The organism is Rothia sp. (in: high G+C Gram-positive bacteria), assembly GCF_015265375.1.
GTDB lineage: Bacteria > Actinomycetota > Actinomycetes > Actinomycetales > Micrococcaceae > Rothia.
Window position 1 is genome coordinate 1 of the sequence record NZ_JABZXW010000055.1, and the last position, 15,191, is coordinate 15,191.

13 protein-coding genes and 1 pseudogene are annotated in these 15,191 nt (G+C 60.9%); 13 read left to right on the plus strand and 1 reads right to left on the minus strand.

What is annotated here, in order from left to right:
- Positions 1-116, plus strand: a pseudogene (locus HXO69_RS07220) (elongation factor P); the annotation flags it as partial.
- Positions 116-526: a transcription antitermination factor NusB gene (gene nusB / locus HXO69_RS07225; RefSeq protein ID WP_005505934.1), complete on the plus strand. Its 411-nt coding sequence runs from the start codon at positions 116-118 to the stop codon at positions 524-526. The pseudogene HXO69_RS07220 and the gene nusB, both read left to right, overlap by 1 nt.
- Before the next feature lie 390 nt (positions 527-916).
- Here nusB and HXO69_RS07230 read toward each other — a convergent pair whose 3' ends face one another.
- Positions 917-1,657, minus strand: a complete 741-nt coding sequence (locus HXO69_RS07230) for a methyl coenzyme M reductase subunit gamma (protein WP_296546215.1) — start codon at positions 1,655-1,657, stop codon at positions 917-919.
- A 323-nt stretch (positions 1,658-1,980) separates the two neighbouring features.
- Here HXO69_RS07230 and pyrR point away from each other — a divergent pair, with 323 nt between their 5' ends.
- The 11 genes from pyrR to HXO69_RS07285 all read left to right on the plus strand — a co-directional run bounded on the left by pyrR (position 1,981) and on the right by HXO69_RS07285 (position 14,877).
- Positions 1,981-2,649, plus strand: a complete 669-nt coding sequence (gene pyrR, locus HXO69_RS07235; RefSeq protein WP_296546217.1) for a bifunctional pyr operon transcriptional regulator/uracil phosphoribosyltransferase PyrR — start codon at positions 1,981-1,983, stop codon at positions 2,647-2,649.
- On the plus strand, positions 2,646-3,647 hold the full coding sequence (locus HXO69_RS07240; RefSeq protein ID WP_296546219.1) for an aspartate carbamoyltransferase catalytic subunit: 1,002 nt from the start codon (positions 2,646-2,648) through the stop codon (positions 3,645-3,647). Before pyrR ends, HXO69_RS07240 begins: the two co-directional genes overlap by 4 nt.
- Before the next feature lie 30 nt (positions 3,648-3,677).
- Positions 3,678-4,979 (plus strand): dihydroorotase, encoded by a 1,302-nt coding sequence (locus HXO69_RS07245; protein WP_070506251.1) that lies wholly within the window; start codon positions 3,678-3,680, stop codon positions 4,977-4,979.
- Between the two features lie 144 nt (positions 4,980-5,123).
- Positions 5,124-5,681, plus strand: coding sequence for a hypothetical protein (locus HXO69_RS07250; RefSeq protein WP_296546221.1), 558 nt, complete (start codon positions 5,124-5,126; stop codon positions 5,679-5,681).
- Positions 5,682-5,877: 196 nt separating this feature from the next.
- Positions 5,878-7,065, plus strand: a complete 1,188-nt coding sequence (carA, locus tag HXO69_RS07255) for a glutamine-hydrolyzing carbamoyl-phosphate synthase small subunit (RefSeq protein WP_049327218.1) — start codon at positions 5,878-5,880, stop codon at positions 7,063-7,065.
- Positions 7,066-10,386, plus strand: a complete 3,321-nt coding sequence (gene carB / locus HXO69_RS07260) for a carbamoyl-phosphate synthase large subunit (protein WP_296546223.1) — start codon at positions 7,066-7,068, stop codon at positions 10,384-10,386. It abuts the gene before it with no gap.
- Complete coding sequence (pyrF, locus tag HXO69_RS07265; RefSeq protein ID WP_296546224.1) at positions 10,386-11,243, plus strand: orotidine-5'-phosphate decarboxylase; 858 nt, start codon at positions 10,386-10,388, stop codon at positions 11,241-11,243. Before carB ends, pyrF begins: the two co-directional genes overlap by 1 nt.
- 466 nt (positions 11,244-11,709) lie before the next feature.
- Entirely contained in the window at positions 11,710-12,090 is a 381-nt protein-coding gene (mihF, locus tag HXO69_RS07270) for an integration host factor, actinobacterial type (RefSeq protein WP_005505949.1), read from the plus strand.
- A gap of 41 nt (positions 12,091-12,131) precedes the next feature.
- Positions 12,132-12,689, plus strand: coding sequence for a guanylate kinase (gmk, locus tag HXO69_RS07275; protein ID WP_012903499.1), 558 nt, complete (start codon positions 12,132-12,134; stop codon positions 12,687-12,689).
- Positions 12,690-12,986: 297 nt separating this feature from the next.
- Complete coding sequence (rpoZ, locus tag HXO69_RS07280; protein WP_005508713.1) at positions 12,987-13,445, plus strand: DNA-directed RNA polymerase subunit omega; 459 nt, start codon at positions 12,987-12,989, stop codon at positions 13,443-13,445.
- Positions 13,446-13,482: 37 nt separating this feature from the next.
- Positions 13,483-14,877 (plus strand): phosphopantothenate--cysteine ligase family flavoprotein, encoded by a 1,395-nt coding sequence (locus HXO69_RS07285; protein WP_296546226.1) that lies wholly within the window; start codon positions 13,483-13,485, stop codon positions 14,875-14,877.
- The last annotated feature ends 314 nt before the right edge of the window (positions 14,878-15,191 follow it).

Sequence of the window (15,191 nt, forward strand, 5' to 3'; positions counted from 1 at the left end):
AGCCCGCAACCGTTGAGACCGGCTACGAGATCCAGGTTCCCCTCTTCATGGAGACCGGCACCAAGGTCAAGGTTGACACCCGCCCCGGTGAGTACCTCGGTCGCGTGAACGACTAATGAATTCGCGTACTAAAGCCCGATTGCGCGCCCTCGAAGTGCTCTTCGAGGCGGATCAGCGCAACGAAGATTATATTGAGGTACTCCGCCGCCGCCGACTGTACACGGTAGCGCAGATCTCTGCCTACTCTGAGGAGATTATTCGTGGCGTCCGCGACCACGATGAAGAGATCCGCGAGTTTGTGGAGACTTACGCCCGTGACTGGTCCTTCGAGCGTATGCCCGCCGTGGACCGTGCCGTGCTGCGTATTGGCACTTGGGAGCTTCTGTACAATGACGAAGTTCCGGATGCTGTCGCAATTTCTGAGGCTGTCGGTCTGGCGCGTGTGCTGTCCACGAATGAATCTCCGAAGTTCGTGAACGGTCTGCTGGATAAGCTCCGTCAGGTGAAGCCGACCCTGCTCGCGTAAGACGTCCCGCCGCGGCCTGCTGGCTTGTAGCTGGTTGGTTTGCTGCCGTTGAGGATGCGCCCGCAGGGGAGCGTACGTGAAACCCCCGCCGTACTGTAGTTCGCTACAGAACGGCGGGGGTTTTCTGTGTCTAGGTTGCGTTTGTCGTGTGCTCGGGTTTGGGATGCTGAGCCGGATGCGCTTGCAGGGGTTGGAGTGCGCTCGCTGGGTTCGGTGGTACTGGCTGAGATACGTCGGGAGGCGCACCGGAGCCCGTGGGTAGGGGCTGGTGGCAGCAGTCGAGGCTTCACCGGACAACGCAGGCGGGGGAGTGCCCCCTCTGCGGCGCTGAGCGCCTTGAGGACGGAGCCCCCGCCCCGCGTGCCCGGCATGCGCCTCGGTCAGTATCAGCTACTCACCTTGAGCAGGTGCGGTCGCCTCGTTCGTAGCATCTGCTTCGCCTCCGCAACCTTTATGTACGGTTCGCATCTTGGCAATAACGAACGCACCATCCTCTGCACGGCGAATAAAAGTGATTTCTCGCGTCTGCAGAGGTGAATCAACTTTCTCACCATCTACCCGGCGAAGATCGCTCCAGTCTTCACAGTAGGTGATAACCACGCCGGTATTGTATACGCGTGACCCGTCATCCTTAATGCTTCCGTAAATCTCTTTTGTCTTAGCATCACGGAAGATAATATCGCCGTTCGCGGGAGCTTCCTGAGAGAGCTCATAAAAATTCTCTACAGTCTTCTTTACGCTTCCGAGCACGTCTTTATGTACGTACCGGACCAGCTCCTCATCGCTGGTGTGTTCAATATCCCCGTGCCTCCAGGCATTCCAAAGGCGGAAATGCTGCTCCAATGCGGCGTGTGCAGCTTTATTGGTTGCCTCAGCGGCTTCCTTCGTGTTGCTATTCACGTCAATGCTTGGGTAAATCAGTTCGATTTCGGAGCCAGACGGGCCGGTCGGGGTGGGCGAAGGCGTGGGAGTCGCAGTGGGAGTCGCGGAAGCTTCAGTGCTCGCCGACTCAGTGCTCGCGGAGGTGGAAGCACTCGATTCTGCGTTGACCTGCGCGCCACCGGAACACGCGGACAGGGTGAGCATCATTGCCGCAGAGAGTGCGGCAATAGAACTACGGTTAAACATCATTGTTAGTTCTTTTCTGGTGTGTGGTTGTGTAAACCGCAGAATTATCCACGCAACAACGTGTGGAATTCAGCGGAATGTTATCGGTTGATGCCATTACCCTAACATATATCCACGGAGCACACACTCCAGCGTATTATTTGTTCATTTTGTTGAGAGCCTGCTTGTTGCAGCGCAGATAAGGGACACGGTACGTGCCTCATCGCTGTCTCCCTCTCACCGTGAGCGGTCTCTCGCCGAACCTGAACGTAGCCTGTGAACTGTGGTACCCTACTAGAAGCACAAAACCTTTAAATCCGTCCCGTGAGGCGGGGAAGGAGACGGCTATGCCTGGGTCAACTGTACCCACATCCGGCGCGAATCTGGGGCGAAATGTAACCGCAGCCCCCCATTCGGCAACCCCTCAAAACGCCTCCGAGGACGCGACCACCGTCGGCCGCACCATCCTCAGCGAGGACGAAATCCGCCGCGCCCTCACCCGTATCGCCTACGAAATTATTGAAACCAACAAAGGCGTAGAAAACCTCGTACTCATCGGCATCCGCTCCCGCGGCGTGCCCCTCGCCGTACGACTCGCCTCCCGCATCCAAGCTATCGAGCCGAACTTCAAAGCAGAAACACGAATCGGCGCCCTGGACATCACCGCCTACCGCGACGACCAGCGAACCGGCGGCACCACCTCCCCAGACACCGCAGGGGAAAGCATCATGCCCACCATCGGCATTGAAGGCAAAACCGTAGTCCTCGTTGACGACGTCCTCTACTCCGGCCGCACCGTACGCGCCGCCCTCGACGCACTCAACGCCCACGGACGACCCGCCCTCGTACGCCTGGCAGTCCTCGTAGACCGCGGACACCGGCAACTACCCATCCGCGCCGACCACGTGGGCAAAAACCTGCCCACCAGCGCCAGCGAAACCGTGCGCGTCGTACTGACTGAAACCGACAACGCAACAGACCGAGTTGACATTATCCAGCTGGGAGGGCTCTCATGAAGCATCTGCTCGACACCCGCGAACTAACCCGCGAAGAAGCCATCGAAATCCTTGACGTCGCCGACTACATGGCGCAGGTCAAAGCCGAAAACCGCACCCTCAACGTGCTCAACGGCAAGACCGTCGTCAACCTCTTCTTCGAGGACTCCACCCGAACCCGCCTCTCCTTCGAAGCCGCAGAGAAGCGCCTGGGCGCCGCCGTCACCAACTTCTCCGCATCTGGCTCCTCCCTGTCTAAGGGCGAGTCGCTCAAGGACACCGCGCAGACCCTCAAGGCGATTGCCGCGGATGCGTTCGTGATTCGCCACTCGGCATCCGGCGCACCGCAGCGCCTCGCCGAGGCAGGCTGGACCGAAATCCCCGTACTCAACGCGGGTGACGGCACCCACGCACACCCCACCCAGGCACTGCTCGACGCCGTATCCCTGCGCCAGTACAAGGCAGAACGTGACGGCCTCGACAGCCCCCGCGGCACCGACCTGTCCGGCATGCGTGTGCTCATCGTCGGTGACATCCTGCACTCGCGCGTGGCACGTTCCAACCTCTGGCTGCTGACCACCCTCGGCGCGCAGGTCGTCTTCGTCGCACCGCCGACCCTGTTGCCGCTGAACACCGCCTCCTGGGTTGAAGAAGCCGGCCTGGAAATCTTCCACGACTTTGACGAAGCCATCGCCACCAACCCCGACGCCGTCATGTTGCTGCGCATCCAGAAGGAACGCATGAACGCCGCGTACTTCCCCTCCGCAGAGGAGTACACCGACCTGTGGGGCCTGACTGCCGAACGCTTCGCAACCCTGCAGTCGCAGCCGCAGCCGGTCGCAATCCTGCACCCGGGCCCCATGAACCGCGGCCTGGAAATCTGCACCGAAGCCGCCGACGCCACCAACTCCTGGGTCCTGCGCCAGGTCAGCAACGGCGTGGCGCTGCGCATGGCGGTGCTCTACCTGCTTCTGACCGACGGCTCCAGCGCCAAGCTCTACGCCGGCGACGAATCCTAAACGACCTTCCTAACGAGAGGAACCAACACCATGAGCAAGTACCTGATTAAGGGCGCAAGCCTCTACGGCGAAAAGGTCGCCGACATCCTCATCGAGGACGGCGTGATTAGCCGCATCGCAGAGAACATTGACGCCGCAGACGCACAGGTCGTCGAGGCGGCAGGCCAGGTGGCGCTGCCCGGCCTGGTCGACATCCACACCCACCTGCGTCAGCCCGGCTACGAGGCATCCGAAACCGTCGAGACCGGCACCCGCGCAGCAGCCCTGGGCGGCTACACCGCAGTGTTCGCCATGGCAAACTCCATGCCCGTGGCAGACACCGCCGCAGTGGTTGAGCAGGTTGACCGCCTCGGCAAGGAATCCGCATGGTGCCGCGTGCAGCCCATCGGCGCAGTAACCGTGGGTCTGAAGGGCGAGCGCCTCTCCGACATCGGCGGCATGGCGAACTCCACCGCGAACGTGCGCGTGTTCTCTGATGACGGCATGTGCGTGTACGACCCCGCCGTGATGCGCCGCGCCCTCGAATACGTCAAGACCTTCGACGGCGTTATTGCGCAGCACGCGCAGGAGCCGCGCCTGACCGAAGGCGCCCAGATGAACGAAGGTAAGGTGTCCGCTGATCTGGGTCTGACCGGTTGGCCCGCCGTCGCTGAAGAGGCAATCATTGCCCGCGACGTGCTGCTGGCTGAGCACCTGGACTCCAAGCTGCACATCTGCCACCTGTCCACCAAGGGCTCCATTGAGGTTGTGCGCTGGGCTAAGTCCCGCGGCGTGAAGGTGACCGCGGAGGCAACCCCGCACCACCTGCTGCTCACCGACGAGACCGCACGCACCTACGACCCGATTTTCAAGGTGAACCCGCCGCTGCGCACCGAAGAGGACGTCATGGCGTTGCGTCAGGCTGTTGCTGACGGCATCATTGACGTGATTGGTACCGACCACGCACCGCACCCGGCAGAGACCAAGGAATGCGAGTGGGCGTGCGCCGCGAACGGTATGACCGGCCTGGAGCAGGCACTGTCCATCATCCAGATGACCCTGGTTGACACCGGCATGATTACCTGGCGCGATGTGGCACGCATCCTCTCCGAGGAGCCCGCGAAGATTGGTCGCCTAGATCACGAGCAGGGCCGCCCGCTTGCCGAAGGAGAACCGGCAAACATTGTGCTGGTCGACCCGAAGGCAACCCGCGTCATCAAGCCGGAGGAGCAGGCAACCAAGGGTAAGAACAACCCCTACCGCGACATGGAGGTGCCCGGCTCGATTCGTGCAACCTTCTACGCTGGCCACCCGACCGTGCTGAACGGCGAGCTGGCAACCCCGCGTCGCTAACCCGCGAAGCGAACGTACGTGGTGACCGTGCTTGGCGGTGGTAGGTTCACGCCTGCCACCGCCTTGCGGGGAGCACCGCCTCCCAACCTCACCAACCCAGGCCGAGATTATCGACCGAGACCCCAACCGAAAGAGAGAACCTTCGTGGGAAAGTTCCTGACCGCCGTCATCTGCATCGCCTTGGTCGCCCTGTGCATCTACGGCATGTGGCACGGATGGCGCTCGCGCCTGGCACGCCAGGCGAACATGTTCGGCTCCCTCAAGGAAGTTCCCGAACGCTACGAGGGCATGACCGCTGACGCCGCTTTCGAGGGCGAATACGTCAGCACCACGATCTTCGGTAACTGGCTCGACCGCGTGGGTTTCGATTCGCTCGGTTTCAAGAGCAAGTCCACCCTGCTGATTTACCCGGACAGTATCATCTTCACCCGTAACGGCGCGAAGGACCTGTGGATTCCGGCGAAGAAACTCTCGGTCATCACTACTGATCGCGGTATGGCGGGCAAGGTTGTGGAGAAGAATGGCCTGGTTGTGATTGGTTGGACGCTGGACGGTCACCGCGTGCAGACCGGCTTCCGCACCCGCTACGCCGAGGACAAGCAGGCGGTACTGCAGGAGCTGCGCCGCATCGCCCCGAACGCGGTGGATGCGCCCGAGAAGTGGGCGGCAGACCCCGCCGAGGGCACCGAGCAGGCCAAGTAGGGCGGTGCAACGCACCCCGGCACTTCCGGCAACATACCTCGGCCCCGAAGCCGAACACGACACAGCACGACACCCTAGATTTAGCCCGGGGCGGGCAGAACAGCCCGCCCCGGCAGCAAGAGACTATCCCCAACGCACCGAGCGGCACTCACCGCAAGGCCCGCGGGGGAGAACACCAGAGAAAAGGAAGAAGAGCATGACTGACATGACACGATCCGGCGCCCTGCGTACGGACCGCGCGCTGCTCGTCCTGGAGGACGGCACCGTCTACCGCGGCTACGGCTACGGCGCAACCGGCGCGTCCCTGGGCGAGGCGGTTTTCTCGACCGGTATGACCGGCTACCAGGAAACCCTGACCGACCCCTCCTACGCGGGTCAGATTGTGGTTCAGACCGCTCCCCATATCGGCAACACCGGCGTGAACACCACCGACGCTGAGTCCCGCAAGATTTGGGTTGCCGGCTACGTGGTTCGCGACGCAGCACGTGTGGCATCCAACTGGCGTTCTGAGCGCACCCTCGACGAGGAGCTCATCGAGCAGGGCATCGTCGGTATTCAGGGTATTGATACTCGCGCCCTGACCCGCCGCCTGCGTTCGAGCGGTTCGATGCGTGCGGGCGTGTTCTCCGGTGAGCACGCAGAACGCCCCGAGGCTGAACTGCTGGAAGAGGTGCGCGCCTCCGAGCCGATGGCCGGCCGTAAGCTCGCTGACTCCGTTTCGGTTGACACCGCCTACACCGTTGAGCCGCACCAGTTCAACTGGTTCGCACCCCCGGTCGCAACCATCGTCGCCCTGGACCTGGGCATCAAGTCGATGACCCCGCAGCGTTTCGCTGAGCGTGGCGTGCGCGTGCACGTGCTGCCCGCAAGCGCAACCCTCGAGGACATCTACTCCCACAACCCCGACGGCGTGTTCTTCTCCAACGGCCCCGGTGACCCGGCAACCGCTGACGAGCAGGTCGAGCTGCTGCAGGGCGTGCTGCGTAAGGGCACCCCGTTCTTCGGCATCTGCTTCGGTAACCAGCTGCTTGGCCGCGCCCTGGGCTTCGGCACCTACAAGCTGCCCTTCGGCCACCGCGGCATCAACCAGCCGGTCATGGACAAGACCACCGGCAAGGTTGAAATCACCGCGCAGAACCACGGCTTCGCTGTGGACGCGCCGATTGGCGACTACGTGACCGCACCGAACGCCGAGTTCGGTCAGGTCATGGTCTCCCACGTGGGTCTGAACGACAACGTGGTTGAGGGCCTGACCTGTAAGGACATCCCCGCGTTCTCCGTGCAGTACCACCCCGAGGCTGCTGCGGGCCCGCACGATTCCGCCTACCTCTTTGACCGTTTCATCGACCTGATGGTCGCAACCAAGACTGCAAAGGAAGCATAAATGCCTCGTCGTACTGACCTTAATAGCGTCCTCGTCATCGGTTCCGGCCCCATCGTCATCGGTCAGGCAGCGGAATTTGATTACTCCGGCACTCAGGCGCTGCGCGTGCTGAAGGAGGAGGGCGTGCGCGTCATCCTCGTGAACTCGAACCCGGCAACCATCATGACCGACCCCGAGTTCGCGGACGCCACCTACATTGAACCCATCACCCCCGAGGTGATTGAGAAGATCATCGAGAAGGAAAAGCCGGACGCAATCCTGCCGACCCTGGGTGGTCAGACCGCGCTGAACGCGGCAATCTCCCTAGATGAGCGCGGTGTGCTCGCTAAGTACAATGTTGAGCTGATCGGCGCGAACATTGAGGCGATTAACCTCGGTGAGGACCGTGAAGCATTCAAGGGCGTGGTGGAGCGCGCCGGCGGCGAGTCTGCACGTTCGGTGATTGTTCACTCCATGCCGGAGGCGCTGGAAGCCGCTAAGGAGCTGGGCTACCCGATGGTGGTCCGCCCCTCCTTCACCATGGGTGGTCTCGGCTCGGGTATGGCGTACAACGAGGAAGACCTCTACCGTATTGCCGGCGCCGGTATTCAGTACTCGCCGACCAGCGAGGTCCTGCTGGAGGAGTCCATCCTCGGCTGGAAGGAATACGAGCTGGAGATGATGCGTGACACCAACGACAACGTCGTGGTCGTCTGCTCCATCGAAAACTTCGACCCCGTGGGCGTGCACACCGGTGACTCCATCACCGTGGCACCCGCACTGACCCTGACCGACCGTGAGTTCCAGAAGCTGCGCGACATCGCGATTAACGTGATTCGTGAGGTTGGCGTGGACACCGGTGGTTGTAACATCCAGTTCGCGATTGACCCGAAGACCGGCCGCATCATCGTCATTGAGATGAACCCGCGCGTGTCTCGTTCCTCGGCGCTCGCGTCGAAGGCTACCGGCTTCCCGATTGCGAAGATTGCGACCAAGCTGTCGCTGGGTTACACCCTGGATGAGATTCCGAACGATATTACCCAGAAGACCCCGGCGTCCTTCGAGCCGACCCTTGACTACGTGGTCGTGAAGGTTCCGCGCTTCGCGTTTGAGAAGTTCCCGGCTGCTGACCCGACCCTGACCACCACCATGAAGAGTGTTGGCGAGGCTATGGCTCTGGGCCGTAACTTCACTGAGGCTCTGCAGAAGGCTATGCGTTCGCTGGAGCAGAAGGGTGCGTCCTTCTCGTTCAAGCCGCTGTCCCTGTCTGAGGCTGAGCTGGCGGAGCTGATTGAGAGGACTAAGGTTCCGACCACTCAGCGTATCTACCAGGTTCAGCAGGCTCTGCTGGCCGGTGCTACCGTGGAGCAGCTGCACGAGGCCACCAAGATTGACCCGTGGTTCCTGGATCAGCTGGTGCTGCTGAATGAGGTTGCTGGCGTGGTTCACGCTAAGCGTGACCACCTGGATCCGGAGACCCTGAAGCTGGCTAAGCGTCACGGCTTCTCTGATGCTCAGATTGCTGAGATTATCGGCTCTTCTGAGGATGTTGTGCGCGGTGTTCGCCACGCTCTGGGTATCCGCCCGGTCTTCAAGACTGTTGACACCTGTGCTGCTGAGTTTGAGGCGTTCACCCCGTACCACTACTCCTCCTACGACCTGGAGGATGAGGTTGCGCACCATGAGAAGCCCTCGATTATGATTCTGGGTTCGGGCCCGAACCGCATCGGTCAGGGTATCGAGTTCGACTACTCGTGCGTGCACGCCTCCCTGGTGCTGCGTTCGCTCGGTTATGAGACCGTCATGGTCAACTGCAACCCCGAGACCGTTTCGACTGACTACGATATTTCGACTCGCCTGTACTTCGAGCCGCTGACCCTTGAGGATGTGCTGGAGATTGTTGAGTCGGAGCGTCGTACTGGCGGTCTGATGGGCGTGTTCGTGCAGCTGGGCGGTCAGACTCCGCTGAAGCTGGCTCGTGCTCTGAAGGATGCGGGCGTGCCGATTCTGGGCACCACCCCCGAGGCTATTGACCTGGCTGAGGACCGCGGCGAGTTCGCTCGCGTGCTGGAGGAGGGCGGCCTGATTTCGCCCAAGAACGGTACCGCGTTCACCTTCGAGGGTGCTAAGCGCATCGCTGACGAGATTGGTTACCCGGTTCTGGTTCGCCCCTCGTACGTGCTGGGCGGCCGCGGCATGGAGATCGTCTACGACGAGGCTAACCTGGCTCGCTACCTGGAGAACGCTACCGAGGTTTCGCCCTCACAGCCCGCTCTGATTGATAAGTTCCTTGAGGACGCTATCGAGATTGACGTTGACGCCCTGTTCGACGGTGAGGAGCTGTACCTGGGCGGCGTCATGGAGCACATTGAGGAAGCCGGTATTCACTCGGGTGACTCTTCCTGTACTCTGCCTCCGATTACTCTCGGCCCGGACATCATCGCTAAGGTGAAGGACGCTACCGAGAAGATTGCTCGCGGCACCGGCGTGCGCGGCCTGATTAACATTCAGTTCGCGTACGTGTCTGAGAACCTGTACGTGATTGAGGCGAACCCGCGCGCGTCCCGTACTGTTCCGTTCGTGTCGAAGGCTACCGGCGTGCAGATGGCTAAGGCTGCTGTGCTGATTGGTCTGGGTAAGACCATCGCCGAGCTGAAGGCTGAGGGTTACCTGCCGTCGAAGATGGATGGTGCATCCCTGCCGCAGGAGACCGCGATTGCTGTGAAGGCTGCGGTTCTTCCGTTCGCTCGTTTCCGCACTCCCGAGGGTGTTGTGGTGGATTCGCTGCTGAGCCCGGAGATGCGTTCGACCGGTGAGGTCATGGGCCTGGATAAGCACTATGACACCGCGTTTGCGAAGGCTCAGGCAGGTGCCGGTTCGCCGCTGCCGACCTCCGGTAAGGTGTTCATTTCGGTGGCTAACCACGATAAGCGTAACGTCATTATTTACGCGAAGATGCTGGAGTCGCTGGGCTTTGAGATTGTTTCGACCGGTGGTACCGCTGAGATTCTGCGCCGTAACGGCCTGAACTCGGTGATTGTGGCTTCGAAGTTCGCTGAGGCGAATGGCGACCACTCGATTGTGGACATGGTCCGCAACGGTGACATTGATCTGATTCTGAACACCCCTGCCGGTGGTGCTGCTCGTAGCGATGGTTACGAGATTCGTGCCGCTGCGGTTTCGGTGGGTTGCCCGGTCATGACCACTATTTCTGAGTTCGCTGCGGCTGTTCAGGCGATTAATGCTCTGCGTGAGCACAGCTGGGACATCATGAGCCTGCAGGAGCACGGCGTTCAGCTGGCTGCCGCTGTGGATGCTCGTTCCGAGGGTGGCGAGGCGTAATGTCCGCTGCTTTTGGTGATCGCCTGGCGAAGGCGATGGCGGAGCGCGGCCCGCTGTGTGTGGGTATTGACCCGCATCCGAATCTGCTGGAGCAGTGGGGTCTTGAGGATTCTGCTGCCGGTCTGGCGGCCTTCACTGAGGCAGTATACGAGGGGTGCGCACCCTTTGCGGCGGCGTTGAAGCCTCAGGTGGCGTTGTTTGAGCGTCACGGTTCTGCCGGTCTTGCTGTGCTGGAGGCGCTGTTCGCCCGCGCTGCCGCCGATGGTGTGCTGATTGTTGCTGACGCTAAGCGCGGCGACATCGGCTCGACCATGAAGGCCTACGCGGATGCGTGGCTCGGCTCGTCTTCTCCGCTGGGTACCGATTCGGTGACCCTGAGCCCGTACCTGGGTTTTGAGTCGCTGCGTCCGGCGCTGGATTTGGCTGATCAGAATGACCGCGGCACTTTCGTGCTGGCGCTGACCTCGAACCCCGAGGGTAAGAGCGTTCAGCACGTGGGCGCTTCGGAATCCGAGGGTGCCGTGGCCAAGCGCATTATTGCTGCGGCTACCGCCGAGAACGCTTCCCGTCAGTGGGAGCAGATGGGCCCCTGCGGTCTGGTGGTTGGCGCGACCGTTGGTCAGGCGCTGGTTGATTTGGGTATTGACCTGAGCGTGTTCAACGGCCCGATTCTGTCGCCGGGTTACGGTGCGCAGGGTGCTTCGGCGGCTGACCTGTACCGCGTGTTTGCGGGCGTTGAGTCGCAGGTGCTGGTGAATTCCAGCCGTGGCGTGCTGGCTGCCGGTCCCTCGGTTAAGGGCCTGGCGAAGGCTGCGCAGGCGGCTCGTGATGACCTGTTGGCGGCTCGCGGCGCATAGTTCGCGTGTTGCGTGAGGGGCGTGTGCTCCGGTGGATTCTGTTGAGAGTCTGCTCGGGGTGCGCGCCCCTTGTGCGTACCCAGGTTTCGATACCCAGTTTTCGGTACCCGATTTCCGCGCCCAATTTTCGCCTCGGGAGCGCCCGGTTCGACTGGTTTAACCTCCGTTTTTGGGTACACCCGCATGCATAATTTTGCCCCCGCATACCCGCGCCGGTGCGAGTTTGCTCACCTCTGTAGCGGGGGAGTGCGCCTCCTTTGAGGGGTGCATCTGTGGTTCCGCTTTTGATAGGGCGAATACTCCGCTATGCTATAGGGGTACTCCCTGATATTTACGTGCTGACGTGCGTAGACGCATTGTTGGTGCGGGGGTGAGTGCCGCGGATAGAGTGAGGGTTCTTACGCTATCCGTGATACATTAGTTGATAAGTAAAATTCTATAACTCGCAGAAATGGGGGACCCAACCATGCCGCTGACTCCGCTAACTGAGGATGCGCGCGCCTCCGCCCGCGAGAAGGCAGTACTTGCCCGAGCACACCGCCAGGAAATTAAGCGTGCACTGAGTGACCGTGAACTTTCCGTGCGTCAGGTGCTTGATATGGTCGATTCCGACCCTGCACTGGCTAAAATGCCGGTGGGGCAGATGCTACGCGCACTTCCGGGCATTGGTGCCGTTCGAGCTGAACGCATCATTGAAGAACTTCATATTGCACCGACTCGCCGCCTCGGCGGCCTGGGTGTACACCAGCGTCGCAAGATGGTGGAGTACTTCAACCGTAATTCGCGGTATTTGAACCGTGCACGTCGCAGGACTAATACTCTGCCTCCTGAATCTTCTCAGTCCTAACACCTCGTGCCTTCAGCCGATGAAGGCGCAGTAAGGAAGCTATGTCTCAGCCGACTCTCACCGTACTGGCTGGCCCCACTGCTGTTGGCAAGGGTACGGTGTGCCAGTACATTCGCGAGAACTACCCGAACGTGTGGTTCTCTGTTTCCGCTACCACTCGTGATCCTCGCCCCGGTGAGGTTGACGGTACTCACTACTATTTCGTTTCGATGGAAGAGTTTGACCAGATGATTGCTGACGGTCAGATGCTTGAGTACGCTGTGGTGCACGGTAAGAACAAGTACGGTACTCCGCGCGCTAAGGTCCAGGAGGCTCTGGATGCTGGCCGCCCGGTGATTCTTGAGATTGACCTGCAGGGTGCTCGCCAGATTCGTGAGACCATGCCGGATGCTCGCCTGATTTTCTTGGCTCCTCCGAGCTGGGATGAGCTGGTGTCGCGTCTGGTGGGTCGAGGTACCGAGAGTGAGCAGGAGCAGGCTCGTCGCCTTGAAACCGCGAAGGTTGAGCTGGCTGCTGAGAAGGAATTTGACGTCACGGTCGTCAACGACACTGTTGAGCGTGCAGCGAAGGAGATCGCTGAGCTGATTGGCGCCGCCTAATCTGCATGCTTTGCATTCGCGGCGGGGCTAGAGTTTCTTCCGACCTGTAGTTCTGCCGTGAGGCGTTGTGAAGGGTGGGGGTTTCGAAGAGTTTTCTTCGGGCCCCCACCTTTTGTCTGCCCTGTGTCTGCTGGTTCGGGGTTTTGTCTGGGCTGGTACGTGCGTTTTAGCCGTTGAGAGGGTAGAATAGTTCTTTAGTTTTGACCGTGCCCTCAGTGTGCCCGGTTTGCGCCATTGCGCGAACGGTGTGCGGGGGTGTTCGGTACGTACATTCCATCAAGCTATTTGGAGTTTTTAGTGGCAAACGAAATCAAGGAACACGAGGACTACAACTTCGTTGACGGTGTCGCTCCCGAGGGCATCGTGAGCCCCAGCGCTGACGCGCTGATTGAGAAGGCTGAGTCCAAGTACGGCCTGGTGATTTTCGGTGCCCGCCGTGCACGCCAGATTAACGCGTACTACGCTAACCTGCAGGACAATACTGCTGCGCACGTTGGCCCGCTGGTTGACGCTGAGTCGAACGAGAAGTCCCTGTCGGTGGCAATGCGTGAAATCATTGCTGACCGTGTTGTGGCGGAGCACCGCCCGGACGCAAAATTCGACGAGGACGGCTACCCGGTTCCCGAGGATCTGTCCGCTGTGATTGATTTCAGCGCGGCTGAGTTCTCCGGCGCTATCGAGGAGGAGTACATCCCCGCAGGTAGCGAAGAGGTTATTGCTATCGAAGAGGTTATCCTCGACGAGTCCGCTGAGTAATCTGCGTTCTTTCAGGTTAAGGATTCTTTAACGTACCATGCGCATTATCGTTGGTATTGGAGGGGGCATTGCTGCGTATAAGGCGGCGATGCTCCTTCGTCTTTTTGCGAAGAATGGCGACGAGGTGATCGCCATGCCCACCCCGAACGCGACGAAGTTCGTGGGTGTTCCCACTCTGGAGGCACTGAGCGGCAACCCCGTCTCAACGGACGTGTTTGAGCGTGTGCCGGAGGTGAACCACGTGCGTCAGGCTGAGCAGGCTGACGCTGTGGTGATTGCCCCGGCGACTGCTGATTTGCTGGCTCGTTTGGCGGCTGGTCGTGCGGACGATTTGCTGTCCTCTACGGTGTTGACCACGCACGCCCCGGTGATTTTGGCGCCGGCAATGCACACCCAGATGTGGGAGCATCCGGCGACTCAGGCGAATGTGCAGACTCTGCGTTCGTGGGGTTATCACGTGATTGAGCCTGCGATTGGGCGTTTGACGGGCCCGGATTCTGGTCCGGGTCGCATGCCTGAGCCGGAGGATATTTTCGCGGTCGCGCTGGACGTGATTAAGCGCTTCCCGAAGGGGCAGGTGCACCCGGTGTACACGCCCGGTTACGCGCCGACTGAGCCCTTGTACACGGGTACGGAGCAGGAGCGTATGGCTGCGGCACGTCAGGCGACGCTGACCTCGGCGCTGCTTGGTCAGGACGCTAACGTTTCGGTAGATGCATCTGGCCCGCTGTCCGGCCGCCTCGTGGTCATTACCGCTGGCGGTACCCGTGAGGCGCTGGACCCGGTACGCTTCCTGGGCAACCGTTCCACCGGTAAGCAGGGTGTGGCGCTCGCGGAGGCGGCACGCGACCTGGGCGCGACCGTGCACCTGATTGGTGCGAACCTTGAGGTTCCCGCGCCGGAGGGTGTGCAGGTGACCCGCGTGGTGAGCGCCCTGGAGCTGCGTGAGGCGACCCTTGAGGCGAGCGCGGCGGCGGATGTGCTGATCATGTCTGCGGCGGTGGCTGATTTTAGGCCCGCAGAGTTTGCCGAGTTCAAGATTAAGAAGAGCGCCGATTCTGAGGATGCGCCGGTGATTCAGCTGGTGCGCAACCCGGATATTCTGCGTGAGGTCGTGGTGCGCCGCCAGCAGGCTCGTGAGGCGGGGGAGAGCACCCTCGGTCCGAAGCTCATTGTTGGTTTTGCGGCGGAGACCGGTTCGGCGGAGAAGACTCCGTTGGAGCTGGGTCGTGAGAAGCTGCAGCGTAAGGGCACGGACTTCTTGGCGGTCAATACGGTGGGTGTGAATCGCGGTTTCGGAACGGACGATAACACGATTACGCTGCTGTCGACTCTGAATGATGAGGCGCCGGTGTTCTCCGGTTCGAAGAAGGAGCTGTCGGTGCGCCTGCTGGAGCATGTGGCGGCGTTCCTGCCGGTGCTCTCTGCCTAAGAGCCTTAGCGCTTCAGCGTAGGGTTGCTGAGCGTCCGCGTAGCTACCCGGCAATGTGCGTTCGCTGACATATTTCAGAGCCCGTGCGGTACCTCCTGGGAGGTGCCGCACGGGCTCTGCTGTACCCACGTTTTGCTGTACCCTCCGTAGCGCTGCCGTCCGCCTCCTTCTTTCTTCCTTGGAGAGCATTATGCGCAAGCACTTGTGATGCCGCTTTCTTTCTCTCCGGCTTCCGCCGGGGGAGCGGCTTTTATTTCTGTCATAGTGGTGAAATTTCTGACCGTACCCCTGACCCGTCAGATAAAGGTCTAGTA

What these genes read in the sequence shown, in the direction of transcription:
- HXO69_RS07285 (WP_296546226.1), top strand. Translation starts at nt 13,483, where the DNA reads ATGCGCATTATCGTTGGTATTGGAGGGGGCATTGCTGCGTATAAGGCG.
- gmk (WP_012903499.1), top strand. Translation starts at nt 12,132, where the DNA reads ATGTCTCAGCCGACTCTCACCGTACTGGCTGGCCCCACTGCTGTTGGC.
- carB (WP_296546223.1), top strand. Translation starts at nt 7,066, where the DNA reads ATGCCTCGTCGTACTGACCTTAATAGCGTCCTCGTCATCGGTTCCGGC.
- pyrR (WP_296546217.1), top strand. Translation starts at nt 1,981, where the DNA reads ATGCCTGGGTCAACTGTACCCACATCCGGCGCGAATCTGGGGCGAAAT.
- HXO69_RS07230 (WP_296546215.1), bottom strand. Translation starts at nt 1,657, where the DNA reads ATGATGTTTAACCGTAGTTCTATTGCCGCACTCTCTGCGGCAATGATG.
- pyrF (WP_296546224.1), top strand. Translation starts at nt 10,386, where the DNA reads ATGTCCGCTGCTTTTGGTGATCGCCTGGCGAAGGCGATGGCGGAGCGC.
- HXO69_RS07240 (WP_296546219.1), top strand. Translation starts at nt 2,646, where the DNA reads ATGAAGCATCTGCTCGACACCCGCGAACTAACCCGCGAAGAAGCCATC.
- HXO69_RS07245 (WP_070506251.1), top strand. Translation starts at nt 3,678, where the DNA reads ATGAGCAAGTACCTGATTAAGGGCGCAAGCCTCTACGGCGAAAAGGTC.
- nusB (WP_005505934.1), top strand. Translation starts at nt 116, where the DNA reads ATGAATTCGCGTACTAAAGCCCGATTGCGCGCCCTCGAAGTGCTCTTC.
- carA (WP_049327218.1), top strand. Translation starts at nt 5,878, where the DNA reads ATGACTGACATGACACGATCCGGCGCCCTGCGTACGGACCGCGCGCTG.
- mihF (WP_005505949.1), top strand. Translation starts at nt 11,710, where the DNA reads ATGCCGCTGACTCCGCTAACTGAGGATGCGCGCGCCTCCGCCCGCGAG.